Below are 25,187 nucleotides of genomic sequence, written 5' to 3'. Positions count from 1 at the left end.
GACGTCGTGAGCAGCCAAATCCTGAACAGCCAATTCGTCACCGGGCCCGCCATCGGCACTCAGGCGTACAGCGTCCGCCATTCGATCCGGCTGCACCTGATTGTGGGGCTCGCCGTCGTCGTCGTGCTGGCCGGCGGCCTCGGCGGTTGGGCTGCGACGCAGCAGATCTCCGGCGCGCTGATCGCGCCGGGCCAGATCGTCGTCGAGTCCAATGTGAAGAAGGTGCAGCACCCGACCGGCGGTGTGGTCGGCGAACTGCGCGCGCGCGACGGCGACGTGGTCAAGGCCGGCGACATCCTGGTCCGGCTGGACGACACCGTGACCAAGGCGAGCCTTGCTATCGTTACCAAGAATCTGGATGCGCTGTGGGCCCGTGCCGCCCGGCTGGAAGCCGAGCAGCGCGGTCTCGACCGGATCACCTTCCCGCCGCAGCTTCTCATGCGCGCTGGCGATCCCGACGTCAAAAGCCTGATGGCGAGCGAGAGCAAGCTGTTCGAGGTGCGGGTCACCGGCCGCACCGGTCAGAAGGCGCAACTGCGCGAGCGCGTCACCCAGCTCAACGAGGAGGTCGAAGGTCTCACCGCGCAGGTGCAGTCGAAGGACCAGGAGATCTCGCTGGTCATGAAGGAGCTGGAAGGCGTCCGCCAGCTCTATGATCAGCATTTGGTGCAGATCTCGCGCCTGACCGCCTTGGAGCGCGATGCCGCGCGGCTGAACGGCGAGCGCGCGCAATACATCGCATCGCGTGCCCAAACCAAGGGCAAGATCACCGAGACCGAACTGCAGATCATTCAGGTCGACAAGGACATGGTGAGCGAGGTCTCCAAGGACCTGCGCGAGACCAACGACAAGATCGGCGAGTTCGTCGAGCGCAAGGTCACGGCCGAGGACCAGCTCCGCCGCGTCGACATCCGCGCACCGCAGGATGGCATGGTGCTGCAGTCGACCGTGCATACGGTGGGCGGCGTCGTCACCGCAGGCGACGCCATCATGCTGATCGTGCCGCAGAGCGACGATCTGCAGGTCGAGGCCAAGGTCAACCCGCAGGACATCGACAAGCTGCAGGTCGGGCAGAAGACGCTGCTGCGGCTGTCGGCGTTCAACCAGCGCACCACGCCGGAATTGAACGGCATCGTCAGCCGGGTGTCGCCCGACGTGACAACCGAACAGCGCACCGGCCAGAGCTACTACACGATCCGCGTCTCGATGCCGCCGGAAGAGGTCGCGCGGCTCGGCGACGTCAAGCTGATTCCGGGCATGCCGGTCGAGGCCTTCGTCCAGACCGGCGACCGCACCGTGCTGTCCTACCTGATGAAGCCGCTCAGCGATCAGCTCATGCGCGCGTTCCGGGAGAAGTAGTCAGCCGCACGACGGCGAGCTACTGATCCAGCCGCTTCAACAGCAGCTCGAGGGCGCTCTTCGCAAACGCCTGCATGTTGGCCTGCCGATCGCTGCTCGCGGTCTCCAGCGTGACCGCAGTGGTCTCGTTGCCCGCCACCGCAAAACAGCTATGTCCGGCGGCGTCGCTATAGCGGTTGCCGGTCGGTCCGGCTGCGCCGGTCTCGGACAGACCCCAATCGGCAGAGAACCGCTCGCGGATGCGCTCGGCCAAGAGCTTCGCGTAGATCTCCGAGGCCGAGCGGATGCCGCGCATCGCGTCGTCCGGAATGTCCATCAGGATGCGCCTTGCCTCGCGCGTGTAGACGACCGCGGAACCGAGAAAATATGCGGACGCGCCGGGGACGGCGAGCAGCGCTGCTGAGATCAGCCCGCCGGTCGAGGATTCCGCGACCGCTATCGTCTGCTTGCGCGCGACAAGCCGGCGCGCAACCTCTTCTGCAACGGTGACGAGATCATGCATCACGACATCATGCATCACGATTGCCTCGACGTGTCCGCGGACGGAGCACGGCGGCTCCGTCCGCGAAGGCTCATGCAGTCACCGCATCGCGGACTTCCACAGTCCGGCCGCCGCTGCGATAGACCGTCAATGCGGCGATGATGCCGAGCACGGCCGCAAACATCAGCCAGAAGCCGGGCGAGGCCTTGTCGCCGGTCTTTTCGATCAGCCAGGTCGAGGCGAACGGCGTGAAGGTGCCAAACAGCGCAGCCGCAAGCGCGAAGGCCAGCGAAAAGCAGGTGGTGCGCACATGGGCCGGAACGATCTCGACCAGGGCTCCGAGCATGGTGCCGCTATAGGTGCCGAAATAGAATGAGAACATCATCTCGACTGCCAGCATCTTGCCGAAGGTGGGCGCCGATACCAGCCAGTGCAGCGCCGGATAGGCTGTCAGCAGCGACAGGGTTGCGATCGCGAGCAGCACAGGCTTGCGGCCGTAACGGTCGGACAGGGCGCCGCCGACCGGATTCCAGATGAAATTCGTGACCGCGACCAGAAGCGTGACCAGCAGCGCGTCACCCGTCGACAGCTTCAGCACGTTCTTGCCGAAGGTCGGCGTGTAGACGGTGACGAAATAGAACGTCGTCGTGGTCAGGATCGCGATCATCATGCCGAGCAGCACGATGCGCCAGTTGGCGAGCGCAGAGGCGAACACTTCGTGTGCCGTCGGGTGCTTCTTCATCGCGAGGAACGCCGGAGTTTCCTCCAGCGTCCGCCGCAGGAAGAAGATCAGCGGGATGATCAGACAGCCGATGAAGAACGGGATGCGCCAGCCCCAGGCTGCCACGGTCGCTGCCGGCATGGATTCGCTGAGCAGATAGCCGAGGATCGCAGCGACGAAGATCGCAACCTGCTGGCTCGACGACTGGAAGGACGTGTAGAAGCCGCGATGGCCGGGCGTGGCGATTTCCGACAGATAGACCGACACACCGCCGAGCTCGACGCCCGCGGAAAAGCCCTGCAGCAGGCGACCGAGCAGGACGATGATCGGCGCGGCGACGCCGATGCTGGCATAGCTCGGGCAGAAGGCGATCACGACGGTGCCGATCGCCATGATCGACAGCGTCACGATCAGGCCCTGGCGACGGCCGATACGGTCGATATAGGCGCCGAGCACGATCGCCCCCACGGGCCGCATCAAGGCGCCCAGCCAGAACACGCCGAACGTATTGAGAAGCGAGGCGGTCTCATCGTGAGAAGGGAAGAATGCCTTGCCGATTGCGCTCGCATAGAAGCCGAACAGGAAGAAGTCGAACTGCTCGAGGAAATTGCCGCTGGTCGCGCGCATGATCGCGCCGATACGTGATTTGATCGTAGCCGGCTGAGTTGTCGTGGTCTGCGACATCTGGACTCGCTCCTCCCGTCGAATGGCCCGTGCGGAAGAAGATCTTCGCCAGCCGTGATGATGACCTGAGGCTATTTGCCACGCCCTCGTGGCTGGGCCAACCGGAAAACAATGCGGCGGCGCAGCATAGGCAAAGCAGTGCGATGCTCAGGCCTTGTTTTGAGCCGCCGCTTTCAGCCAGGCACGGAACGCCCGCAGCTTCGGCGGATCGGTCCGGCCTTCCGGCGCGACGAGATAATAGCCGGCGTCCACCGGCAACGCGATCTTGAACGGCACGACGAGGCGGCCTTTGGTGATGTCGTCCTGGACATAGGATGTGCGGCCGATTGCAACGCCGAGTCCGTCGATCGCGGCCTGGATCGTCATGAAGATCAGGTCGAAGCTGACGCCTCGCTGCTTCGAGATCGATGCGGGCAGTCCGGCAGCGGTCAGCCACAGCCGCCAGTCATCATCATAGCTGCTGTGCAGCAGAGTGTGATGGGCAAGGTCCTCAGGAGAGCGCAGCGGTTTGCTGCCGTTCAGGAGCGCCGGGCTGCAGACCGGAAACAGCTCATCCCCCATCAGCCATTCGGAGCGCACACCCGGCCAGTGCCCCCTGCCGTAACGGATAGCGGCGTCGACATCCTCGGTTGCGAAATCGACCAGGCTGCTGGAGGTGGTGATGCGCACGTCGATCTCGGGATGGATCTCCTGGAAAGTTGAGAGTCGGGGCAGCAACCATTTTGCCGCGAGTGAGGCCATGGTGGAGACGGTCAGCACCTTGCCACCGTCTCTGCGCACCAGCCGCTCGGTCGCGAGGCGGAGGTCATCGAATGCGGCCCGCACCAGCGGCAGGTAGTCGCGCGCTTCGGGGGTCAACGCCAGGCTGCGGTTCTGCCGCACGAACAAGCGGACCCCGAGCTCATCCTCCAATCGCTTGATCTGATGGCTGACCGCGGTCTGGGTCACGTTCAGCTCGGAGGCGGCGCGGGTGAAGCTCAGGTGGCGCGCCGCGGCCTCGAACGCGCGCAGGCCATTGAGCGAGGGCAGGCGGGCGAGCCTTTGCGTCAGCTTTTGCATGAATTTATTTCATCCGAACCGGTACAAAGTGTCGTTTGTAGCCGACGGAAGCGCGGCAGATATTGCACGGGAAGTTAATTGCAGGAGGCTCTCATGTCTACTTGCGTCCCTCACACAATGACAAATCATCATGCGCTCGGGGCACTGGCCGGATTTGCCGCCCTGCTTCAGCTCTGGCGCGATCGCTCCCGGACCCGGCACGAGCTGGCCGGTTGGTCCGAACGCGAATTGCATGATCTCGGTCTGTCGCGCAGCGATATCGCCGCCGAGATCGACAAGCCGTTCTGGCGGGCGTGATCAAGCCGCCGCGCCGGAGAGCGTCATGTTTCAGCCGAAGCTCGCCGAAGCCACCGGGCATCCCGACGTCATCCATACGCGCCGTGGTGAGAGAGTCGCGTTGCGCTTTGTCGCGCCTGCCGATGCCGACGATCTGCAGGCCTATGTGCGCTCGCTGAGCTCACGCTCGCGCAACAATCGCTTTCTCGGCGCGATGAGCGAGTTGCCGAAGGCCGTGCTCGACGATTTCGTCGATACCGGGAGGGATGACCGCTTCACCTTGATCGCGACGATGGATGGCGTTGGCGGCGAGGGGATCGTCGGCGAGGCGCGCTATGCGTTGCATGCCGAGACTCGCGGTCTCGAGTTCGGGCTCTCGGTCCACGATCGCTGGCAGGGCCACGGCATTGGCCCGGCGCTGCTCAAGAACCTGGAAAGCCGTGCCGCGGCGCTCGGCGCCGTCAGCCTGTTCGGCGATACGCTGCGTACCAACGAGGTCATGATCGCGGTGGCGAAGGCGGCTGGTTTCGTCCTGCATCAGCATCCGCAGGACTGGACCCTGGTGCGGTTCGAGAAGCCGGTGGCGCTTGATCCGGCCGCGGGCTGCACCAGTCTGCGCCTCGTTGCGAGCCCAACCCGTGGGGTAGAGGCGTCATTGCGAGGAGCGTAAGCGACGACGCAATCCAGAATTGTCGATCAATGCCGGGCTGCCTTGCGAAGGCTGCCATCCGGCTCGCCTTGCGTGGACCGGATGGTGCGCAATGACGACTCAGAAATTCTCCACCCAGGGCCGCAGTTCCATTTCCCAGGTCCAGGCGCTGCGCGGCTGCTGCAGCACGCTCCAATAGCTCGCCGCGATCGCGTCCGGATCGAGCATGGAGTCGGGGCGGTCCTGGGCCTCTTGCCTCGCAGCACTCCTGATGCCGCCGTCGATCACGAAATGCGCCACATGGATACCCTGCGGCGCCAGCTCGCGCGCCATGCTCTGGGCCAATCCGCGCAGCGCGAACTTGCCCATCGCGAACGGGGCTGACTGCGCGTAGCCTTTCACGCTGGCCGAGGCGCCGGTGAAGAGGATGGCGCCATGCTTGTTCGGCAGCATCCGTTGTGCCGCCTGTTGTGCCACCAGGAAGCCGCCGAACGCGCTGACCGCAATCGACTGCTGCACGTCGGCGGGGACGAGATCGACCAGCGGGCCGCGCGCGCGGGCGCTCGCATTGTAGACCACGAGGTCGGGCGTCCCAAGCTCGCGCTCGACCAGCCCGAACAGCCGCTCGACCTCTTCCGCATTGGCGGCGTCGCAGGCGAAGGCGCGCGCGCCGGTCTCGTTGCACAGTGCGCCGAGCTTTTCGGTCTTGCGGGCCGCCAGCGCGACGCGAATCTTCTCGCGGGCAAACAGCCGCGCCAACGAGGCGCTCAGGCCTTCACCGGCGCCGACGATCAGGGCGATCTTGTAGGTCGGGATGTCCATCGGGCTCGTCCTTCTCGAAAGCGGCAGAGGCTGAAAGCTAATGCACCCGCGGCCGGCTGCCTATGGCGCTTCGGCGAAATATTTCCGTGCGGCGGAGCCGGCGTTGACGAAAGTTCGAACGCCGCTTCCACCAGCCGTTCTGGCGTCGCGGCGTCGAACATGGTCTATTTCGGCGAAAGGACTGTCGAAAAGTCCCGCAAAAATCCATAGGTGGAAACGAACGAGGACGTTGCCGGATGCATCAATATCTGCGGCGCGATGACGTGATGACGGGCGGCAGCCGGCCCGGCCTGCTAGCACCTGACACCACCGGCCTGAACTTCTATCGCGCCGATCCGTCATTGCCGGATCTGCTGCGCATCCATCTGCCCGATGCTCTGTTTCGCCACCTCCAGCCGCACCTCCACCGGCTGGGCGAACTGGCCGGTGGTTATCTCGACGAGTGCGCGCGACTGGCCGACCGCCATCCGCCCGTCTTGCATCAACGCGACCGCTTCGGGCGCGACGTGCAGTGGCTCGAATATCATCCCGCCTACCGCGAGCTCGAGCGCGCCGCCTTCGGCGAGTTCGGCATTCACGCGATGTCGCTCCGCAAAGGCATTCTGGGCTGGCCCGACAAATACCCCGTGGTCGCCAAGCACGCTTTCACCTTCCTGTTCAACCAGGCCGAGTTCGGGCTCGGCTGCCCGATCAACGTGACCGACGGCTGCGCCAAGTTGCTGGCGAGCTTCGGCAGCCAGGCGCTCAAGGACAAATATCTGGGCGGCCTGACCCAGACCGACATGGCTAAGCTGACCCAGGGCGGCCAGTTCATGACCGAGAAGGAAGGGGGCTCTGACGTCGGCACGCTGACCACGGTTGCGGTGCCGGAGGGTGACCATTGGCGCCTGCATGGCGAGAAATGGTTCTGCTCGAACGCCGACGCCAAGGTGGTGATGCTGTTGGCGCGACCGCAAGGCGCTGAAACCGGCACGCGCGGCGTCGGTCTGTTCCTGATGCCGCGCTTCCTCGACGACGGCTCGCCCAACCACTATCGCATCGTCAGGCTGAAGGACAAGCTTGGCACCCGCTCGATGGCCTCCGGCGAGATCAAGCTGGAGGGCGCGATCGCCTATGCAGTCGGACGGCTCGATCGTGGCTTCGTGCAGATGGCGGAGATGGTCAATTCCTCCCGGCTCTCGAACGGCGTCAAATCCACCGCCTTGATGCGCCGCGCCTATCATGATGCGATGACTGTTGCGACCAACCGCGTGGTGTTCGGCAGCCGCATTGTCGACCTGCCGCTCGGACGCCGTCAGCTGCTGAAGATCATGCTCGCGACCGAGCAGGCGCTGTCGATGAGCTTCCTCACGGCAGATGCGCTCGACCGTGCCGAGGCCGGCAGCCAGGATGCCGCGGCGCTGCTCCGCATCCTGACGCCGACCTTGAAATTCCGCGCCACCCGCGACGCCCGCAAGGTCTGCGGCGACGCCTTGGAGATGCGCGGCGGCATCGGCTATGTCGAGGAGTTCGCCACTGCCCGCCTGTTGCGCGATGCGCATCTCGGCTCGATCTGGGAGGGCACCGGCAACATCGTCGCGCTCGATGCACTGAAGCGCGCGGTCGGCCGCCATGGTGCGGAAGCGGCGCTGGCGGCCGATCTGCACGCGCGATTGGATGAGAGCGGCCGGGTGCCGACGGCGTGGCGCGATCAGCTGCGCGGGCTGGTCGATCGCGCCATCGGCTTTGCGAGGACTGTTGCCGCCGATCCCAACAACGAAGCCGAAGCGCGTCGCGCCACCAGCCTGCTCTATCACGTCGCCAGCGCTGTGAGCCTCGCCTGGGAGGCCGGGCACATCGACGAGATGCGTGGCGACGCGCGCCGGTTGCTGTTGTCGAAGCTCGTCGTGGAGCATCGGCTGACGCCGGCCGATCCGTTCCGGCTTGAGGATCGAAAGACCGATGACGCGATCGCGACGCTGCTACTCGGCGACCGCGTCGCCGGCATGGCTGAGGTTGGCGAACTGCTTGGACCGAAATAGCCTCGCAAGCATGCCGCAACGACGAGGCGCGATATTGGCGATACATGATGTTGTTTCGAAGCGGTCGCTCCGAGTCGGTGCACCCTCTCCCCTTGTGGGAGAGGGTGGCATGATCGAGCGAAGCTCGATCATGCCGGGTGAGGGGTCTGTCTCCGCAGCGACGATGCGCTTGTGGGGACGAACCCCTCACCCAAGAGAATGTGACGCAGGCGTTGGTGTAGCCCTCTCCCGCAAGGGGAGAGGGCGTAGTCATCGGCGCAAGCTCCTGGTGAGGCGCTGGCGCCAAGCACGTCATCGCTTTCGGCAACAAGGCTGTGAAGCTTGCTGCGTTTTTCAAAAACCGATCCGCTGAGCACGCAATCGCATGGTGGAGAAAGCGTGATCCGTAGACGCTTGAAGCGCGTCACTGCGACGAGAGCGAGTCGCCCGACAGGCAGTCAATGCACTGCGAGCGAGCTTTGCGAGCCGTCCAATGCTGGTGAATTGCCAGCGCCAATCGGCGAAATTCGCCAGCCGCTTCAAGCTGATTTGGCCTGTCCAGTCTCTTCGCGAAAAATATCTCTGTTTCTCTTTTTCAGAAATCATGGTTGTCTATCGCTATCCTGTCCCGAGCAGAGGGGCGTTTCGGCCGATCGTCACGATCCGTGGGGCAGGGATGCGATGGCCGTGGGCGCGACAGTGGACGACTGCCGCAGCCGCGGACGACGAAATCGTGTGGTCCTGGCGTCCCGGTGCTGGCGCCGAGCGCAACGCGCCTCGCGCGTTGTCGCGACACGGGGGCAACAAAGCCGGTCCCCGAGGAGATCACGTATAAGGCGTAAGCCCATCGCGCAGGGAATGCCGGTTGATCGGCTGATCCTGTGGTGACTGCCGCCTGCTTTCTTTTCTGCAGGCGGGCCATGGGTGAGGCCTTCACCCGGCATTCCCTGCGCCCTCTCGATTTTCTGAGAGCGGCCGATCGATGCAAAGCTCGGGCGTATTCGCCGCGAGAACGCGAGATCGTGTCCTCCCGCTGTTTGAGATGTGAAACAGGAATAGGCGTGGACGACAGCCGGATCTATATTCTCAATCATCGAACATCGGTGGTGGCACGAAGCCGCCGAATTCGCGCTCGATCAACTCGGCGAGTTTGAGCGGGGTGCGGTCTTCCAGCCATGGCCCGACGATCTGCACGCCGACCGGGAGCCCGTCCGCCAAGCCGAGCGGAATCGCGGTGGCGGGCAGGCCGGGCAGGGTGGCGATGCCGGGCCAGGCGAGCTGATCGGTATAGACGTGGTCGACGCCGTCGATCTCGATGCGGCGTTGCTCCTGGTCCGCCGAGTGGTCATGCGGGAAGGCGGGGATTGGCATGATCGGACAGATCACGGCATCGAAGCTTTCGAACAGTTTGGCCCATTGCGCCTTCAGTCGCGCACGAGCGCCGTCGGCGATCAGCCAGTCGCGCTGGCTCAGCACGAGACCACGCAGCCGCTCCGCGGCAAGGCTCACATCCTCGGCGGGCAGGTTGGCCGCGGCCTGTTGCGCGCCGGCGTAGGCGTCCGGCGGCATGCCGGCGCTCAGCGCCGACAGCAGCAGCCGCATGTAGAGCCGGCTGGAGGCCGCGAAGTCCGGCAGCAGCGGGCTTTCGCGTATCACCGTCACACCGGCCTTCTCGAGATTGGCCGCGAGCGTCTCGATCGCGCCGCGCACCGCTCTGTCGGTCGGCATCACCGGATCGCTTGCGATCAGCAGCACCCGAAAATCTTTCAGCGAGGTGTGGCGGGGGGCCGGCAGCTCCAGCCGATAGGCCTTGCCGGCGTCGAGCGGGTCCGGCCCGGCCATGACGTCGAGCAGGAGCGCAAGATCTGCGGCGGAGCGCGCCATCGGGCCGATCACGCTCAGATCGCGCTGGACCGGCACGGCGGGCAAGGCGGGCGGGAGATGTCCGCGCGTGGCCGCGAGGCCATGGGTCGGCTTGTGCGCATAGACCCCGCAATGGAAGGCCGGCGCCCGCAGCGAGCCGCCGATGTCCGAGCCGAGCGACAGCGGACCGTATCCGGCCGCGAGCGCCGCCGAGGAGCCGCCCGACGAGCCGCCGGGCGTGCGGCCGAGATCGAAGGGGTTGTTGGTGGTGCCGTAGATCTCGTTGTAGCTCTGCCAGTCGCCGAGCGCGATCGGCACGTTGGTCTTGCCGAGAATGACGCCGCCCGCCTGCTTCACCCGCGTGATCGCCAGCGCGTCTTCCGTCGGCCTGAAATCCTTGTGCTGCGGAAAGCCCCAGGTGGTCGGCAGGCCGGCGACGTTGAACGATTCCTTGACTGTCAGCGGCAGTCCGAGCAGCGGCTTGGTCTCGCCGCGGGCCAGCGCGGCATCGGCAGCGCGGGCGGCCTCCAGTGCCCGATCGAAGTCGCGCACGCAGACGGCGTTGATCTTGCCGTCATGCCGCTCGATGCGCGCGATCGCATCCTGCGCCAGCTCGACGGCCGAGACTTGCCTTGCTGCGAGCGCTTGCGCAGCCTCGACGGCGGTTGCGAAACTCCATTGCGATGTGGCCAAGGCGAACTCCCCGTTTTGCGCATCGGATGTGCCAGGAGAGTTCTTTAGCCGAAGCGGGCGGCCTTTGCTGGACCAAATTGCTACGCGGCGGGCTTGCCCGGCAGCATGCGTTCCATGATTCGGTCGCGATAGACGAAGATATGGACCAGCGCCGCGCCGACATGGATCACGATCAGCGTGAGCAGTAGCCATTCCGCCGCCTGATGCAGCCCGTCGATGGCGCGGCCGGCTGCTGCGTTGTCGGAGGCCAGCATCGGTATCGGAAACAGATAGAAGAATGATACCGACCAGCCGCGGAACGAGGCGAACAGCCAGCCGGTCAGCGTGGTCGCGAGCACCGCGACGTAGAGCATCCAGTGCACGACTTCGGAGCTGAGCCGCTGCCAGGTGGGCAGCGTGCTCTCCGGCGCGACCGGATGGGTCAGCCGCCAGATGAGACGCAGCACGATCACGATCAGGATGGTGAGCCCGAACGAGACATGGAACGTCATCGGTGCGCCCGGCTGCATGCCGCGATGGAGGTCCGGCATCAGCCAGCCGATCGGATATTGTATGGCGAGCAGTGCGACCACCAGCCAATGGAACACTTTGGCGGGCGTACCGTAATGCAGCTGAGGCGTCATGGCCTGCTATCCTTTCCTGATGCGGCGTCGTTACGGCTGGAAGTTGCGCATTGAAGAATGCGCCATCGGATTGATGCCGCCGGTCGGCGTGTGCTCGCTGGACGATGGATCCCCACCCGGCACCGGGAAGGCATAGCCGACGATGCTCTTCACGACCCAACGATCGGAAGACGACGTCAGGCCGTAGCCGACGCCGAAATTGACATCGAACACGCCGACCTTGAAGTCGGTAACCGCGAACAGCGTGTGTTGTTGCTCCTGGAGCGGCGAGAAGGAGCCGATCTTGCCGAAATCGGCGTAATATTCGAAGCCGGCAAACAGATCCTCGCCGAATTTGCGCACCAGGCGGACGGCGGGAGCAAAATCCGCCTCGCCATATTTGCCGAAGCCGACATCGACGATCGGGTTGACGATGAACTCGTAGTCGGCGTTGCGCCAGCCGATGATGGGACGAACTTCCAATGCCCAGCGCGTCTGCGAGAAGCCCGGCGCGTCGTTGGAGAGCTCGAAATTGAGGCCGTAGAAAAAGGTCTTCTGCTCGGCATGCGGCGTCACGAACAGGGTGCGGATCTTGAAGTAGTCCGAGTAGAAGCGGTTGTCCTGCACCGAGAACGGCAGATAAAGCCCGAGCTCGAACCAGTCGGTGACGCCATAGGCGAATTCCGGCGTGCCGTTCAGGCTGTGATTGGAGACGATGCCGCCCGGAAACGGCGGCTCCTTGATGCCGAGCGGGATGTAGTTCAGGTGCTGCTGGATCGTGAACTGCCCGGGGGCAGCGATTCCGGCATTGTAGACCTGGATTTCATCGGTGGCGTGAGCAGCCGGCGACAGCGCCAACCACCATGTTGCGAAGGCGAGCGAGATCGAGGCGCGACCAGGCGTCGAACCGAAAAAGCGTACCATCAATTTCCCCAGTTAGGCTGCGCCGATGAGAATGCCGACGCCGAGCACGATGATGCCGCCCAGCACGATCTGGAACACCGCCTGTAGGAACGGCGTATCCATGTAGCGGGCGCGGATGTAGGCGATTGCCCACAATTCGAAGAACACGACGATGCCGGCGATCGCGGTCGCAATCCAGAACGCGTTCGACCATGAGTCCGGCACGAGATAAGGCAGTGAGTGGCCGAGGCCACCGAGCGCCGTCATGGCGCCGCAGACGGCGCCGCGAAGCCAGGGGGAGCCGCGGCCGGTCAGTGAGCCGTCGTCGGAGAGTGCCTCGGCAAACCCCATGCTGATGCCGGCGCCGATCGAGGCCGCGAGGCCGACCAGGAAGGTTTGGAAGTTCTGATGGGTGGCAAAGGCGGCCGCGAACAGCGGCGCCAACGTCGAGACCGAGCCATCCATCAATCCGGCGAGACCAGGCTGGACATATTGCAGGACGAAGATGCGGCGCCGCGTCTCGTCCTCCTTCTCGCGTACGCCTTCGGTCAGGATCTTGTCGGTCAGCTTCGCCGCGACCTGTTCATGTCCCTTCTCGGCCTCGGCGAGATCGCCGAGCAATCGGCGCACGCCGACGTCCTGGGCCTGCTCGGCGGCCTTGGCGTAGAAGCGCTCGGCCTCGAACTCCATCGTGCCGACTTCCTTGCGGATGGTGTCGAGCGACAGGTTCTTGGTGAGCCAGATCGGGCGACGGCGCAGAAATCCCTTGACGTCATCGCGGCGGATGGGGGGGAGATTGGGGCCGAAGCGCTGCTCATACAGCTCCAGCAGCATGTGACGATGGCCCTTTTCTTCCTCGGCCATCTGCTCGAAAAGTCTTGCCGAATCCGGGTATCTTTCCGCCAGGTCCTCGGCGAAGGTCATGTAGATGCGGCCGTCTTCCTCTTCCGCCGAAATCGCGATCGCCAGGATCTCGCGCTCGGTCAGATCGGCGAAATTCTTCATTCCAAAGTCCCCGGATGGCCCAGTTCAACGCCTTCTCTTTTAGAACGTTTCTAAAAGCTATATGGGATTTGCCGCCAACCGGTCAAATTGCTGCCGCGCCGGTTACGCGAAACTTTTGCAGGCGTGGCCGCGCGGCCACGGAACCCGTTGATGCGGTCGCCGTTCGAGTTCCGCATTTCGGATCAAAGCCCGGGAGTTGTTATGGAGACCGTTAAATTTCGCATGAACGATCCGCGGCTCGCGCCACGGCGGACCAAGATGGACATCCCGGGCTGGGCCGGCGAGCGTGAGCCGCGCGCAGACGGGTCGCATGAGCAGGTCTGGCATTGCGTGCCATTCTCAGAAGGCGCGCAATATGGCATCGAGCTGTTCTATCCATATGATTTCGAACTGCACGTCACCACGCGGGACGGCAAGCTGAATCTCACAGGCGATTGGGGCGAACCTCCGTCGCCTACCTTGCAATGGCCGCCGTTCCGCAACTTCGGCGATAGTTTCTACACCTATCAGATCCTGCTCGATCTCAAGGCGCCGAAGGGGTTTGCGATCCGGACCGAGCCGCATCCCCGCTTCTATACCGATCGCACCGATACCGTGCCGATTGCGGTGCCCGCGCTGATCCGCAATTGGTGGCCGATGCTGTTCTTCTGCGTGTTCAAAGCGCCGGCGGAGGGACGCACGCATATCTTCCGGCCCGGCGAGCCGTTCGCCCAGGTGATCGTGATCCCGGAGGAGGCGAATTTTGCGATCGAGCCGATGGGCCCGGATGAAGCGGCCGAGCGCGAGCTGCAGGCGCGCCGAATCCATGCGAGCCGTCCGAACTTGGCGCAGGGCACGGAATGGACGTCCACCACCGACACGGTGTTCGACGGCACTTACCGTCATCTGCACCGCGCCGCGAAGGACAAGGCTCGCAAGTCCTGACTCCTGCCGCCCTAAGAAGAAGGCGCCGGTCCCGTCGGGGCCGGCGCCTCATCGTCACACCATTCGGCCTGCGATCAATAGCCGTCGTAATACCAGTGATGGTGATGATGATGGTGATGATGATGGTGGTGGTGGTACCAGCGGCGCGGCGGGACCACATAGACGCGTGGTCCGTACCCGTAGTAGGCACCGCCGCCCCAATAGCCGTGATGGTGATGATGGTGGTGATGATGGTGGTGGTGGTGGTACCACTGCGCCAACTCGACCTTCGGCTCCGTTGCCGGCGCCTGCTCGTCGAGCGCCTGCAGCACCTTCGCTGCATTCGGAATCGGCTCGAGCAGATCGGCGTAGGAATTGGCCTTCAAGACATCGGCGGGTGCCGGTGCCGGCGAGGCCTGTGCTGTGCCGAGCGCGCCGATAGCGGCCACCGCGCCCAACAAGCCTGCGATCTTCTTATCCATAAATTCTCCTCTTGATGCGCATCGCCCGGATGCGGAAACGCCAGCCCATCATGTTCGTTCCTCGATTCGCTTATTGGTTCAGCACGGCGTCGAAATTCAGGCTGTCAATTCATTCATGCTGTCAATTCGTTCATAAAGCGAAGCAGCAACTGATTAACAGACTCCGGCTGCTCCTGCTGCACCCAATGTCCGGCACCATCGATCAACTCGCACATCGTCATGTTGGTGCAGACGCGCGTTTGCATCGCTTCGAACGCACCAGGTTTCTGATACGTGCCCCAATCCTGCTTGCCTGAGATGAACGCCGATGGAATCTCGATGCGGCGGTCGGACCACATCTGCAGCTCCGCGTCGAAAGCCCCGGATGTCCCGCAGCGATACCATTGCAGTCCGCCCTGGAATCCGGTGCGTTCATATTCGGTGCTGTAGAAGCCGAGTTCCACATCCGGCAGCCATCTGTTCGCGGCAATCGTCCGTTGGTCCGGCATCGCTTCTGCAACCGTTTCCGCCATCGTCTTGTCGAGGTCCATCACATAGTAGGTAGGAAGCTTGGCAAGCTCCGCGGCCGACCACGCGCGAAGCGGATAGGGCTGGTTGCCCGGCCAGTCCGCGCTTTTGTGGTGATAATAGCCGCGCAGGAATTGATGCAGCCCTTGCGGCGCCCGATGCATGTCGGCGTTTGCCTGTCGCGTCGTGTAGTACCATTGATAGTGCTTGCGCGGCCGCGGCAGCGCGGCGAGCGCGCCATGCACGGGATCTTCTGCGGGAGGCGCGGCAGGCCTTTCGGCCGTGTCGAATGGCAGCGACGGCGGCCCCGCGAACGGCGCGCTCATCATCACGACCGACCGGAAGACGTCGGGGCGAATCATGGCGCACCACGCCGCGACGGCGCTGCCGAAATCATGCCCGACCACGGCATCGACCTTGCGATAGCCGAACGCATAGACCAAACCGAGCGCGTCGCGTACCAGATTGGTCAGTCGGAAGGGCGCGAGATCGCCGTCGTAGTCCGCGCTCCATCCTGTCGTCCGGCCATAGCCGCGCTGGTCTGGCGCGATCACGTGATAGCCCGCCGCAGCGAGGGCCGGCATGATTTTGCGCCAGCTGAAAGCGAGCTCCGGAAAGCCGTGCAGCAGCAGGATGCAAGGACGACCTTTGGTCTCGAAGCCGGCTTCCAGCACATGCACCGAGAGGCCATTGATGGCTTCGACTTGGCGGGAGCGAATCGTAGGAGGGAGTGGCGGCGGTGGAAGGGAGGTCATTGTTGTGTTTCTCCGCTATGGCCGGGCTTGACCGCCCGCGCGACCGAAGCCTCTATGGAGAGCCCGGCCATCCACGTCTTCTTTCGCAAGACGTAGATGCCCGGCACAAGGCCGGGCATGACGGAATTTGCGGAAGGAGGGCTATGCCGTGGCCTTCTTCGGCCAGTAGCGCTCGCGCAGGTGGCGTTTGATGAGCTTTCCGGTTGGCGTGCGTGGCAGCTCCGGCTCAAAGTCGATCGACCGCGGACATTTGATAGCGGATAGATGCTCGCGACAGAACAGAATGAGCTGCTGCTCGAGCTCCTTGCCGGCACGGCTCATGTCATGCGGCTGCACTACCGCCTTGACCTCTTCGCCCATCTCCTCGTTCGGGACGCCGAACACGGCGACGTCGGCGACGTCAGGATGGGTGATCAGGACGTCTTCGGTTTCCTGCGGATAGATGTTCACGCCGCCGGAGATGATCATGTAGGACTTGCGGTCCGTCAGATAGAGGAAGCCGTCGGCATCGAGGTAGCCGACATCCCCGAGCGTCGACCAGCCCTTGTCGTTGTAGGCGCGCTGCGTCTTCTCGGGATCGTTGTGATAGGTGAATTGCGGTGCGTCGGCGAAATAGACCGAGCCGATTTCGCCGGTCGGCATTTCCTCGCCGTTCTCACCGAGGATCTTGACTTTGCCGACCACGGCTCGCCCCACGCTGCCGCGATGGGCAAGCCATTGCTCCGACGTGCATACGGTGACGCCGTTGCCTTCCGATCCCGCGTAATACTCGATCAGGATCGGGCCCCACCAGTCGATCATTCTCGCTTTGACGTCGATCGGGCATGGTGCGGCGGCGTGGATCGCGCCCTTCAATGACGAGACATCGTAGCGGGTCCGCACCTCGTCCGGCAGCTTCAGCATGCGCACGAACATCGTCGGCACCAGCTGCGATTGCGTCACCTTGTGTGTCTCGACCAGCCGAAGGAACTCTTCTGCGTCGAAATGCTCCATGATGATCGATGTGCCGCCGAGCACCGTCACCATCATGTTGAAGCGCAACGGGGCGGCATGATACAGCGGCGCAGGCGACAAATAGATGCTGTCGGCGTTCATGCCGCACATGTCGGCGCACAGCACGCGCAGGAACGGGTTCGGTTGATCGATGCGGCTGTTCTCGAACGCCTTCTTGATCCCCTTCGGCCGGCCTGTGGTGCCGGACGAATAAAGCATGTCGTAACCCGCAACCTCGTCGGCAATGGGCGCCCTCGGCTGTGCCGCGGCTTCCTTGTCCCAGGAGCGAAAGCCGGGCTCAGCCTCGTCGAGCATGAAGAAGAGCGGCTCGTCCGCTGCGCCGGTCACGAGCTCCCTGACCTGCTCGGCGCATTTCGGCGAGGTGATGAAGACCTTCGCGCCGCAATCCTTGATGATGTAGGCGATCTCGTTCTTGGTCAGGTACCGGCTGATCGCGGTGTAGTAGAGTCCCGAGCGCTGCGCCGCCCAGGCGATTTCCATGAACGCCAGCCGGTTCTCCATCAGGAAGGCGATGTGATCGCCCGGCTTGAGGCCTAGGGCTCGAAACAGATGGGCGCCTTGATTGGAGAGCTCGTCGAGCTCGCGATAGGTGATCGCCTTGCCGCTTCCGGCCATCTGGTAGGCGATCTTGTCGGGTGAGTTGCGGGCGTGGATCGATGGATGGGTCACGGGCACACCACGGAGAGAATTGATAAAGTGTCGTCCCGGCCCTGCGCCGGGACCCATAGCCACAGAACTCTGTGGGTACACCGAGCTGAGGCTCCAACTCGTCGCCAAATTGAACCAGATGATTATGGGTCCCCGCGTTCGCGGGGACGACACCATCGATGCGGCTGACGCCTACAACCGCTCCACGATCGTCACGTTCGCCATTCCGCCGCCTTCGCACATGGTCTGCAGGCCATAGCGCTTGTTGCGCTGCTTCAGCGCATGCACGAGCGTGGTCATCAGCTTGGTGCCGGAGCCGCCGAGCGGATGTCCGAGTGCGATCGCGCCGCCATTGACGTTCAGCCTGTCAGGATCGGCCCCCGTGGTTTTCAGCCACGCCGCCGGCACCGAGGCGAAGGCTTCGTTCACCTCGAACAGGTCGATGTCGTCGATGCTCATGCCGGCCTTTTCGAGCGCCCGCTTGGTCGCGTGCAGCGGAGCATCCAGCATGATGACGGGATCGCCGCCCGTCATCGTCATGTGATGGACACGGGCGAGCGGTTTGACGCCGAGCGACTTCAGCCCGCGCTCGTTGACAACCAAGACGCCGGAGGCGCCATCGCAGATCTGGCTTGCGGTCGCCGCCGTCAGCTTGCCGTTCTCGGCGATCAGCTTCACACTCTTGATGCCATCGAGGCTGACATCGAAACGGATGCCTTCGTCGATATGGTGCGTGTCGCTCGAGCCGTCGGCGCGAGTGATCTCGAGCGGAACGATCTCGTCCTTGAAATAGCCTGCCTGCGTCGCAGCGATCGCGCGCTGGTGACTGTTGTAGGCAAATTCGTCGAGCTCGTCTTTGGACAGGCCGTATTTCTCGGCCATCATTTCCGCGCCGGTGAACTGGCTGAACTGGATGTTCGGATAGCGGCTCTCGATGCCGGGGCTCTTATAATGCCCAAAACCATTCTTGGCCGGCAAGGTCGAGGCGAGGCCCATCGGCACCCGCGTCATCGACTCGACGCCGGCGGCGATCACTACATCCATCGCGCCCGACATCACGGCTTGCGCGGCAAAATGCAGTGCCTGCTGCGAGGAGCCGCACTGCCGGTCGATCGAGGTGCCCGGCACGCTCTCGGGCAGCTTGGACGCGAGCACCGCGTTGCGCGCGATGTTGTTGGACTGCTCGCCGGTCTGCATGACGCATCCCATGATGACGTCTTCGATCTGGTCGGGAGCGGCGCCGGAGCGCTCGACCAGCTCGTTCAAGACCTTGGCGGCGAGATCGGCCGGATGCCAGCCAGCCAAGCGGCCTCCCTTGCGGCCGCCCGCAGTGCGCGCAGCCGCGACGATATAGGCTTCCGCCATGGCGTTTCCTCCCTAGACTTGGTCTTCTGTGATTGGTCTCGATTTAAACGAGCAATTAGGGCTTAGTCAATCGATCAATTAAATCTTGTGATCTGGGACGCCTTCGGCTTATCTGGCTCGATCTTTTGGAAGGCGAAGATGGGACCTCAGCTCCAGAGCAGCGCGCCGAATAAGCTTCCCGCGGGGCGGAATGCCACGGCGGAGAAGCTCCTGGTCGCGGCCAGCGAGCTGATGATCGAGCGCTCCTCGATCGACGTCTCGCTCAGCGACATTGCCCAGAAGTCCGGCGCGAATGCTGCGCTGGTCAAATACCATTTCGGCAACAAGGACGGATTGTTGCTCGTGCTGCTGGCGCGCGACGCCGCCACCGAAGTGGCCAATCTCGAATACCTGCTGGCCCAGCCGATCTCGCCGACCGCAAAGCTGAAATTGCATATCGGCGGCATCATCCGCGCCTATTACCGCTTTCCCTATATGAACCGGCTGATCCATTACCTGCTGCACGAGAGCAGTGCTGAGGCGGCCGATGAGGTGTCGAAATTCTTCGTCGCGCCGCTCCTGGACTTTCACCGCCGCCTGCTCGCGGAGGGCATCGAAGTCGGAGAGTTCCGCGAGGTCGATCCGGTGCTGTTCTACACCAGCCTGATCGGCGCCTGCGATCATCTGTTCTTCGGCCGCCACGCCATGTCGCGCGCGACCGGCGTCGGGCCCGTGACCGATGAAGTCTGCCGCCAATACGTTGCCCATATGGAGGCGCTGATCTGCGGCGGAATACTCAAGAGGGCGAGTGGCGAATAGCGAAAGCGAGCAGGGCAAAACTTCCTTTTCCCTATTCGCTACTCCCTATTCGCCACTCGCCAATCCGAAGAAACGTTGAGGGAGAAAAACACCCATGCAGCTCAAAGACATTCCCGTTCTTGTCACCGGCGGCGGATCGGGGCTCGGTGCCGCGACCGCGCGGGCGATGGCGGCCAAGGGCGCCAAGGTCGCCGTGCTCGACCAGAGCAAGGAGAACGCGGAGAAGGTTGCGGCCGAGATCAAGGGTGTCGCCCTCCACGCCGACGTCACCGATGAGGAGCAGGTCAAAGCCGCCATTGCCAAGGCCGAGGCCGCCCACGGCATCGCCCGCGTGCTGGTGAACTGCGCTGGCATCGGCGGCTCGCAACGTATCGTCGGCAAGGACGGCGTCTACCCGCTCGCCAAATTCGCGCGCATCATCAATGTCAACCTGATCGGCACGTTCAACGTGCTGCGGTTGTTCGCCGAGCGTCTCGTCACCGCTGAACCCATCGGTGAGGAGCGTGGCGTCGCGATCAACACGGCGAGCGTCGCGGCCTACGAAGGCCAGATCGGTCAAATCGCCTATTCGGCATCCAAGGGCGGCGTGGTCGGCCTGACGCTGCCTGCGGCGCGCGATCTCGCCAGCCAGAAGATCCGCGTCAATACGATCGCGCCGGGTCTGTTCCTGACCCCGCTGCTGATGGGCCTGAACGAAGAGGCGCGCAAGAGCCTGGGCGCGCAGGTGCCGCATCCGGCGCGGCTCGGCGATGCGTCGGAGTACGGCAATCTCGCGGTCCACATCGTGGAGAATCCCATGCTCAACGGCGAGACCATTCGTCTCGATGGCGCTATCCGCATGGCGCCGCGCTAACTACGCGCTCTGCTGTCGTCCCTGCGAAAGCAGGACCCATACCGCGTGACGTTACCATAGGAATCAGGCGGCCGACATGGTGCTCCATAACGACATCCCGTGGTTATGGGACCCGGCTCGCGCTTCGCGTGGCCGGGACGACGGGGACAGCAAGCTCGTCTAACACCGACGAACGAACATCAGATCCGCAAAGGACGATTGCATTCGGGAGACGCAAGATGGACGGAAACGCTGCGGCTGTGCTGGATAAACCGGCCTTTCGCAAAGTGGATTGGCTGAAGCGCGATATCGCGGTGGAACGGCGCCCCGATGGCGCCATCGTCATGAAGTCGCGGATCCCGCTGCAGGATTACGAGCCGCACATTCCGGCATCCCTCGCCAAATGGGCGAAGCTGGCACCCGAGCGCACCTGGCTGGCACAGCGCACGGGACCGGAGCGGCAATGGCGCAAGATCTCCTATGGTGAAGCCAAGCGCATGGTCGACAGCCTGACGCAAGGCCTGCTCGACCTTGGCCTCGAAGAGGGGCGGCCGATTGCGATCCTCTCGGGCAATTCGATCGGGCACGCACTGCTGACGCAGGCCGCCATGCAGGCACGACTGCCGGCCGCGCCGGTGTCGCCGGCCTATTCGCTGATGAGCCATGATCACCTCAAGCTCAGATATTTGTTCGACCTGATCAAGCCGGCCGCGGTGATGGTGCAGGATGGGCCAACCTTCGAGAAAGCGCTGAAGGCACTCGAGCTCGATGGCGTTACCGTGATCCATGTCGCGCGTCCGTGCGACGGCATCGAGAGCATCGGCTTTGCCGAGCTGGCCGCCACGCCCGCCACCGCGGAGGTCGAAGCCTCGATTGCGAGGATCACGCCGGACACGATCGGCAAGCTGCTGTTCACCTCGGGCTCGACCGGCATGCCCAAGGCCGTCATCAACACCCAGCGGATGATGTGCGCCAATGCCGCGATGATGATGCAGGTGCGGCCGCGCGGATCTGATGCGCCGATCTCGACCGTGCTGGATTGGATGCCATGGAATCACACCATGGGCGGCAACGCGCTGTTCAATCCGCTGCTGATCGAAGGCGGCACGCTCTATATCGACGACGGCCGGCCGCTGCCCGGCCAGTTCGAGGAGACGATCCGGAACCTGCGCGAGGTGTCCCCGACTTACTACGCCAACGTGCCGGCAGGCTATGCCGCACTCGCTGCGGCGATGGAGCGGGACGACGCCTTGTGCCGCAGCTTCTTCAGGGATCTCGGCATCATGGCCTATGGCGGCGCGCGCCTGCCGGACGATCTCTATGACCGGATGCAGGCGCTTGCGGTGAAGACGACCGGCGAGCGTATCGTGTTCTACACCGGCTGGGGCTCGACCGAGACCGGGCCGACCTCCACCGGCACCTATTGGAACACCGAACGCGTCGGCCTGATCGGACTGCCGTTCCCCGGCGTCGAATTGAAGATGGTGCCGACGGGCGCCAAATACGAGCTGCGGCTGCGCGGGGCCAACGTGATGCCGGGCTATTTTGGTCAGCCGGAGCTCACCGCGAAGGCCTTCGATGAGGAAGGCTTCTATTGCATCGGTGATGCCGGGGTGTTCGTCGATCCCGACGATCCGGTCCAGGGAATCATCTTCGCGGGGCGCGTCGTCGAGGATTTCAAGCTGACGACCGGCACCTTCGTGCATGTCGGCTCGCTTCGCACCGATGCGATCGCGGCCGCCACGCCCGTGATCCAGGACGCTCTCGTCACGGGACAGGACCGTGACCATGTCGGCCTGCTGGCCTGGCCGAATCTGCACGCGTGCCGGCAATTGGTCGGCGATCCCAATGCCGGCTTTGACGATGTCGTCAGACACCCTGCGGTGATCGCCTGCCTCAAGCGCGGGCTCGAAGCTCACAACGAAGAGTGCGAGGGCGCGACCAGCCGGCGCATCGCCCGCGCGATGCTGATGGTGGAGCCGCCCTCGATCGACGGGCACGAGCTGACCGACAAGGGCTACATCAACCAGCGCGCGGGCCTCGAGCGCCGCGCGGCGCTGGTCGATAAGCTCTATGCCGATCCTCCCGCCGACGACGTGATCGTGCTGCAGTGAACGACGTCTCGCAATACGATGTCATTCCGGGGCGAGGCGAAGCCTCGAACCCGGAATCCAGAGCCTATTCATATCGAGTTCCGGGTTCACGCTGACGCGCGCCCCGGAATGACAGCCAAAAAAGGTGGGCGATGAATTTCGATTTCTCCGACGACCAGAAGCAGCTCCGCGATCAGGCCCGCAAATTCCTCGCCGAGAAGTGCCCGCCCAAGGCGGTGCGGGTCGTGCTCGATGGCAAAGAGTCTTACGATCGTGAGCTATGGAAGGGGCTGGCCGAGATGGGCTTTCTCGGTGTCGCCATTCCCGAAGAATTCGGCGGTGCCGGCGCGGGCCATCTCGAGCTCTGCGTGATCGCCGAGGAGATGGGCCGTGCCTTGGCGCCGGTGCCGTTCTCCTCGACCGTGTATCTGGCGGCCGAGGCCCTGATGCTCGCGGGGAGCGAGGCGCAGAAGCGAAAATGGCTACCCAAGATCGCCTCCGGCGAGGCGATCGGCACGCTCGCTTTGTTCGAAGGCGCCGGCAATCCGTCGTCGAAGGCGATCAAGCTGGAAGCATCGGATGGTGTGCTGAACGGCAGCAAGAAGCCGGTCGCCGATGGCGCGATCGCGGATTTTGTCGTTGTCGCCGCGCGCACCGCGTCCACCGGCCGCGACAGCGATGTTTCGCTGTTTTTGGTCGACGTGAAGGCCGGCGGCATCGAAGCCAAGTCGCTTACCAATCTCGACCCGACACGCGGCCAGGCCGAGCTGACCTTCAGCGGCTGCAAGGCCGAGCCGCTCGGTACGCCCGGCGAAGGCTGGAGCCTCGTTACGCAACTGCTCGACCGCGCTGCGGTCCTGATTGCCTTCGAGCAGGTCGGCGGAGCCGACCGTGCGCTGGAGATGGGCCGCGACTATGCGCTCGACCGCATCGCCTTCGGCCGGCCGATCGGCTCGTTTCAGGCGGTCAAGCACATGCTGGCGGACATGTATGTATCGGCCACGCTTGCGCGCTCCAACTGCTATTACGGCGCCTGGGCGCTCTCGACCAATGCGCCTGAATTGCCTGAAGCGGCAGCCTCGGCGCGCATCAGCGCGACGCAGGCGTTCCAGCACTGCGCCAAGAACAACATCCAGGTTCATGGCGGCATGGGCTTCACCTGGGAGTTCGACTGTCACATGTATTATCGCCGCGCCAATGCGCTGGCCTTGGGCCTCGGCAGCCTGAGCTACTGGGAAGATCAGTTGATCGAGCGCATGCGCAAGCGCAATGCCGCTTGAACCATGGCTGTCATTCCGGGGCGTCCGCGTCGCGGACGAACCCGGAATCCCGAGATGAACAACTTCTGGATTCCGGATCGACGTGCTTCGCGTGTCGTCCGGAATGACGGAAAGGGGAACGAAATGAACTTCGACGATACGCCGCAAGAGGCTGCCTTCCGCGCTGAAGCGCGCGCCTGGATCGCCGCCAACGCGCCGAAGCAATACGAAGCCGAGCTGCGCGCGTCTTCGCTCGGCCGTACCGCGCTCACGAATGCCGATATCCTCGAGGTCGCCAAGGCCTGGCAGAAGAAGAAAGCCGATGCCGGCTGGGCGTGTCTGCACTGGCCGAAGGAATATGGCGGCCGCGGCGCCTCGCCGATCGAGCGCGTGATCTGGCAGCAGGAGGAGGGCCCCTTCGGCAAGCTCTCCGCGATGTTCATCATCGGTCACGGCATGTGCGGTCCGACCATGATGGCCTACGCCTCCGAAGACCATAAGCGACACTATCTGCCGCCGCTGGCGTCGGGCGAGAAGATCTGGTGCCAGCTGTTTTCCGAGCCCGCCGGCGGCTCCGATGTCGCGGGCCTGCGCACGCGCGCGGAGAAGCGCGGCGACGAGTGGGTCATCAACGGCCAGAAGATCTGGACCTCGGGCGCACATTATTCCGACTACGGCATCCTGCTCACCCGTACCGATCCCACGGTCCCGAAGCATAAGGGACTGACGATGTTCTTCCTGGACATGAAGAGCAAGGGCGTGGAGGTGCGCCCGATCAAGCAGGCAAGCGGGCACTCGGATTTCAACGAGGTCTATTTCACCGACGTGGTGATCCCGGATTCGCAGCGGCTCGGTGCGGTCGATGACGGCTGGAACGTCGCGCTGACCACTTTGATGAACGAGCGTATGTCGATCGGCGCCGGCGTTGCCACCGGCTTTCCGGAACTGTTCGAGTTCTGCTCCAATCTGAGGCTCGATGATCAGCTGGCGATCGAGGATCGCAACGTGCGATCCAAGCTCGCGACTTGGGCCGTCAAAGCGAGCGGCCTGAAATACACCAGCTTCCGCGCGATCTCGGCGCTCTCGAAGGGCGAGCGGCCAGGCCCGGAGAATTCGATCGGCAAGCTGGTCGCCGCCTCCATGGTTCAGGACATTGCGACCTTCGCGCTCGATCTGCAGGGGGCGGCGGGCGTGCTGAGCGGACCCGAAGCCGAGCTCGCCGGCAAATTCCAGGCGATGCTCTTGCGTGCGCCGGGCACCCGCGTCGAGGGCGGCACCGATGAGATCATGCGCAACATCATCGCCGAGCGCGTGCTCGGTCTGCCCGGCGACATCAGGGTCGACAAGGATCTGCCGTTCAATCAGGTCCCGACCAAGGGACGGAACTAACGGGTCATTCCGGGGCGGTCGCACA

The 25,187-nt window shown here is 63.9% G+C and carries 22 protein-coding genes; 10 read left to right on the top strand and 12 right to left on the bottom strand.

Features of this window, described 5'->3' with window-relative positions; translation table 11 throughout:
- The first annotated feature begins 21 nt into the window (after window positions 1–21).
- Complete coding sequence (locus tag QX034_RS09340; RefSeq protein ID WP_315703185.1) at window positions 22–1,359, top strand: HlyD family type I secretion periplasmic adaptor subunit; 1,338 nt, start codon at window positions 22–24, stop codon at window positions 1,357–1,359.
- A 19-nt stretch (window positions 1,360–1,378) separates the two neighbouring features.
- Here the strand turns inward: QX034_RS09340 and QX034_RS09335 are convergent, their stop codons facing one another.
- From QX034_RS09335 to QX034_RS09325, 3 genes are all read right to left on the bottom strand, one after another.
- Entirely contained in the window at window positions 1,379–1,861 is a 483-nt protein-coding gene (locus QX034_RS09335; protein ID WP_315703186.1) for a CinA family protein, read from the bottom strand.
- 70 nt (window positions 1,862–1,931) lie between these two features.
- On the bottom strand, window positions 1,932–3,245 hold the full coding sequence (locus QX034_RS09330; RefSeq protein WP_315702844.1) for an MFS transporter: 1,314 nt from the start codon (window positions 3,243–3,245) through the stop codon (window positions 1,932–1,934).
- Window positions 3,246–3,392: 147 nt separating this feature from the next.
- On the bottom strand, window positions 3,393–4,304 hold the full coding sequence (locus tag QX034_RS09325) for a transcriptional regulator GcvA (protein WP_315702845.1): 912 nt from the start codon (window positions 4,302–4,304) through the stop codon (window positions 3,393–3,395).
- A 117-nt stretch (window positions 4,305–4,421) separates the two neighbouring features.
- Between QX034_RS09325 and QX034_RS09320 the strand changes: the two genes are divergently transcribed.
- Both QX034_RS09320 and QX034_RS09315 read left to right on the top strand, forming a co-directional pair.
- Window positions 4,422–4,601 carry a DUF1127 domain-containing protein gene (locus tag QX034_RS09320; RefSeq protein ID WP_409977457.1) on the top strand — a complete coding sequence of 60 codons (180 nt, stop codon included), beginning with the start codon at window positions 4,422–4,424 and terminating at the stop codon, window positions 4,599–4,601.
- Window positions 4,602–4,626: 25 nt separating this feature from the next.
- On the top strand, window positions 4,627–5,250 hold the full coding sequence (locus QX034_RS09315; protein WP_315702847.1) for a GNAT family N-acetyltransferase: 624 nt from the start codon (window positions 4,627–4,629) through the stop codon (window positions 5,248–5,250).
- A gap of 99 nt (window positions 5,251–5,349) precedes the next feature.
- On the opposite strand, the gene QX034_RS09310 is transcribed toward QX034_RS09315, so the two are convergent.
- Window positions 5,350–6,051, bottom strand: coding sequence for an SDR family NAD(P)-dependent oxidoreductase (locus QX034_RS09310; protein WP_315702848.1), 702 nt, complete (start codon window positions 6,049–6,051; stop codon window positions 5,350–5,352).
- Window positions 6,052–6,287: 236 nt separating this feature from the next.
- Between QX034_RS09310 and QX034_RS09305 the strand changes: the two genes are divergently transcribed.
- A complete protein-coding gene (locus QX034_RS09305) occupies window positions 6,288–8,072 on the top strand; it encodes an acyl-CoA dehydrogenase family protein (protein WP_315702849.1) in 1,785 nt (594 codons plus the stop codon).
- Window positions 8,073–9,137: 1,065 nt separating this feature from the next.
- Here QX034_RS09305 and QX034_RS09300 read toward each other — a convergent pair.
- The 4 genes from QX034_RS09300 to mbfA form a co-directional block, all read right to left on the bottom strand.
- Window positions 9,138–10,607 carry an amidase gene (locus tag QX034_RS09300; RefSeq protein WP_315702850.1) on the bottom strand — a complete coding sequence of 490 codons (1,470 nt, stop codon included), beginning with the start codon at window positions 10,605–10,607 and terminating at the stop codon, window positions 9,138–9,140.
- Window positions 10,608–10,687: 80 nt separating this feature from the next.
- Window positions 10,688–11,230, bottom strand: a complete 543-nt coding sequence (locus QX034_RS09295) for a cytochrome b (protein WP_315702851.1) — start codon at window positions 11,228–11,230, stop codon at window positions 10,688–10,690.
- A 30-nt stretch (window positions 11,231–11,260) separates the two neighbouring features.
- A complete protein-coding gene (locus QX034_RS09290; RefSeq protein ID WP_315702852.1) occupies window positions 11,261–12,133 on the bottom strand; it encodes a hypothetical protein in 873 nt (290 codons plus the stop codon).
- Between the two features lie 12 nt (window positions 12,134–12,145).
- Window positions 12,146–13,117 carry an iron exporter MbfA gene (mbfA, locus tag QX034_RS09285; RefSeq protein WP_315702853.1) on the bottom strand — a complete coding sequence of 324 codons (972 nt, stop codon included), beginning with the start codon at window positions 13,115–13,117 and terminating at the stop codon, window positions 12,146–12,148.
- 201 nt (window positions 13,118–13,318) lie between these two features.
- On the opposite strand from mbfA, the gene QX034_RS09280 reads away from it, so the two are divergent.
- A complete protein-coding gene (locus tag QX034_RS09280) occupies window positions 13,319–14,041 on the top strand; it encodes a hypothetical protein (protein ID WP_315702854.1) in 723 nt (240 codons plus the stop codon).
- Window positions 14,042–14,115: 74 nt separating this feature from the next.
- Here QX034_RS09280 and QX034_RS09275 read toward each other — a convergent pair whose 3' ends face one another.
- The 4 genes from QX034_RS09275 to QX034_RS09260 form a co-directional block, all read right to left on the bottom strand.
- Window positions 14,116–14,502 (bottom strand): hypothetical protein, encoded by a 387-nt coding sequence (locus tag QX034_RS09275; RefSeq protein ID WP_315702855.1) that lies wholly within the window; start codon window positions 14,500–14,502, stop codon window positions 14,116–14,118.
- Between the two features lie 113 nt (window positions 14,503–14,615).
- Window positions 14,616–15,689, bottom strand: a complete 1,074-nt coding sequence (locus QX034_RS09270) for an alpha/beta hydrolase (protein WP_315703187.1) — start codon at window positions 15,687–15,689, stop codon at window positions 14,616–14,618.
- Window positions 15,690–15,905: 216 nt separating this feature from the next.
- Complete coding sequence (locus QX034_RS09265; protein ID WP_315702856.1) at window positions 15,906–17,447, bottom strand: acyl-CoA synthetase; 1,542 nt, start codon at window positions 17,445–17,447, stop codon at window positions 15,906–15,908.
- A 171-nt stretch (window positions 17,448–17,618) separates the two neighbouring features.
- Window positions 17,619–18,791, bottom strand: coding sequence for an acetyl-CoA C-acetyltransferase (locus QX034_RS09260; RefSeq protein ID WP_315702857.1), 1,173 nt, complete (start codon window positions 18,789–18,791; stop codon window positions 17,619–17,621).
- 138 nt (window positions 18,792–18,929) lie between these two features.
- On the opposite strand from QX034_RS09260, the gene QX034_RS09255 reads away from it, so the two are divergent.
- From QX034_RS09255 to QX034_RS09235, 5 genes are all read left to right on the top strand, one after another.
- Window positions 18,930–19,589 carry a TetR family transcriptional regulator gene (locus tag QX034_RS09255; RefSeq protein WP_315702858.1) on the top strand — a complete coding sequence of 220 codons (660 nt, stop codon included), beginning with the start codon at window positions 18,930–18,932 and terminating at the stop codon, window positions 19,587–19,589.
- Between the two features lie 94 nt (window positions 19,590–19,683).
- Window positions 19,684–20,442, top strand: coding sequence for an SDR family NAD(P)-dependent oxidoreductase (locus QX034_RS09250; protein ID WP_315702859.1), 759 nt, complete (start codon window positions 19,684–19,686; stop codon window positions 20,440–20,442).
- 218 nt (window positions 20,443–20,660) lie between these two features.
- A complete protein-coding gene (locus tag QX034_RS09245; protein ID WP_315702860.1) occupies window positions 20,661–22,535 on the top strand; it encodes an AMP-binding protein in 1,875 nt (624 codons plus the stop codon).
- A 131-nt stretch (window positions 22,536–22,666) separates the two neighbouring features.
- Window positions 22,667–23,794, top strand: coding sequence for an acyl-CoA dehydrogenase family protein (locus tag QX034_RS09240; RefSeq protein ID WP_315745313.1), 1,128 nt, complete (start codon window positions 22,667–22,669; stop codon window positions 23,792–23,794).
- A 123-nt stretch (window positions 23,795–23,917) separates the two neighbouring features.
- Entirely contained in the window at window positions 23,918–25,162 is a 1,245-nt protein-coding gene (locus QX034_RS09235) for an acyl-CoA dehydrogenase (protein ID WP_315702862.1), read from the top strand.
- Window positions 25,163–25,187: the final 25 nt, after the last annotated feature.

Origin of the sequence: Bradyrhizobium sp. SZCCHNR3119 (assembly GCF_032487775.1) — a bacterium.
In the GTDB taxonomy this organism is placed as follows: Bacteria; Pseudomonadota; Alphaproteobacteria; order Rhizobiales; family Xanthobacteraceae; genus Bradyrhizobium.
Note: the sequence above shows the minus strand (reverse complement) of the source record. Positions and strands in the feature narration are given on the sequence as shown.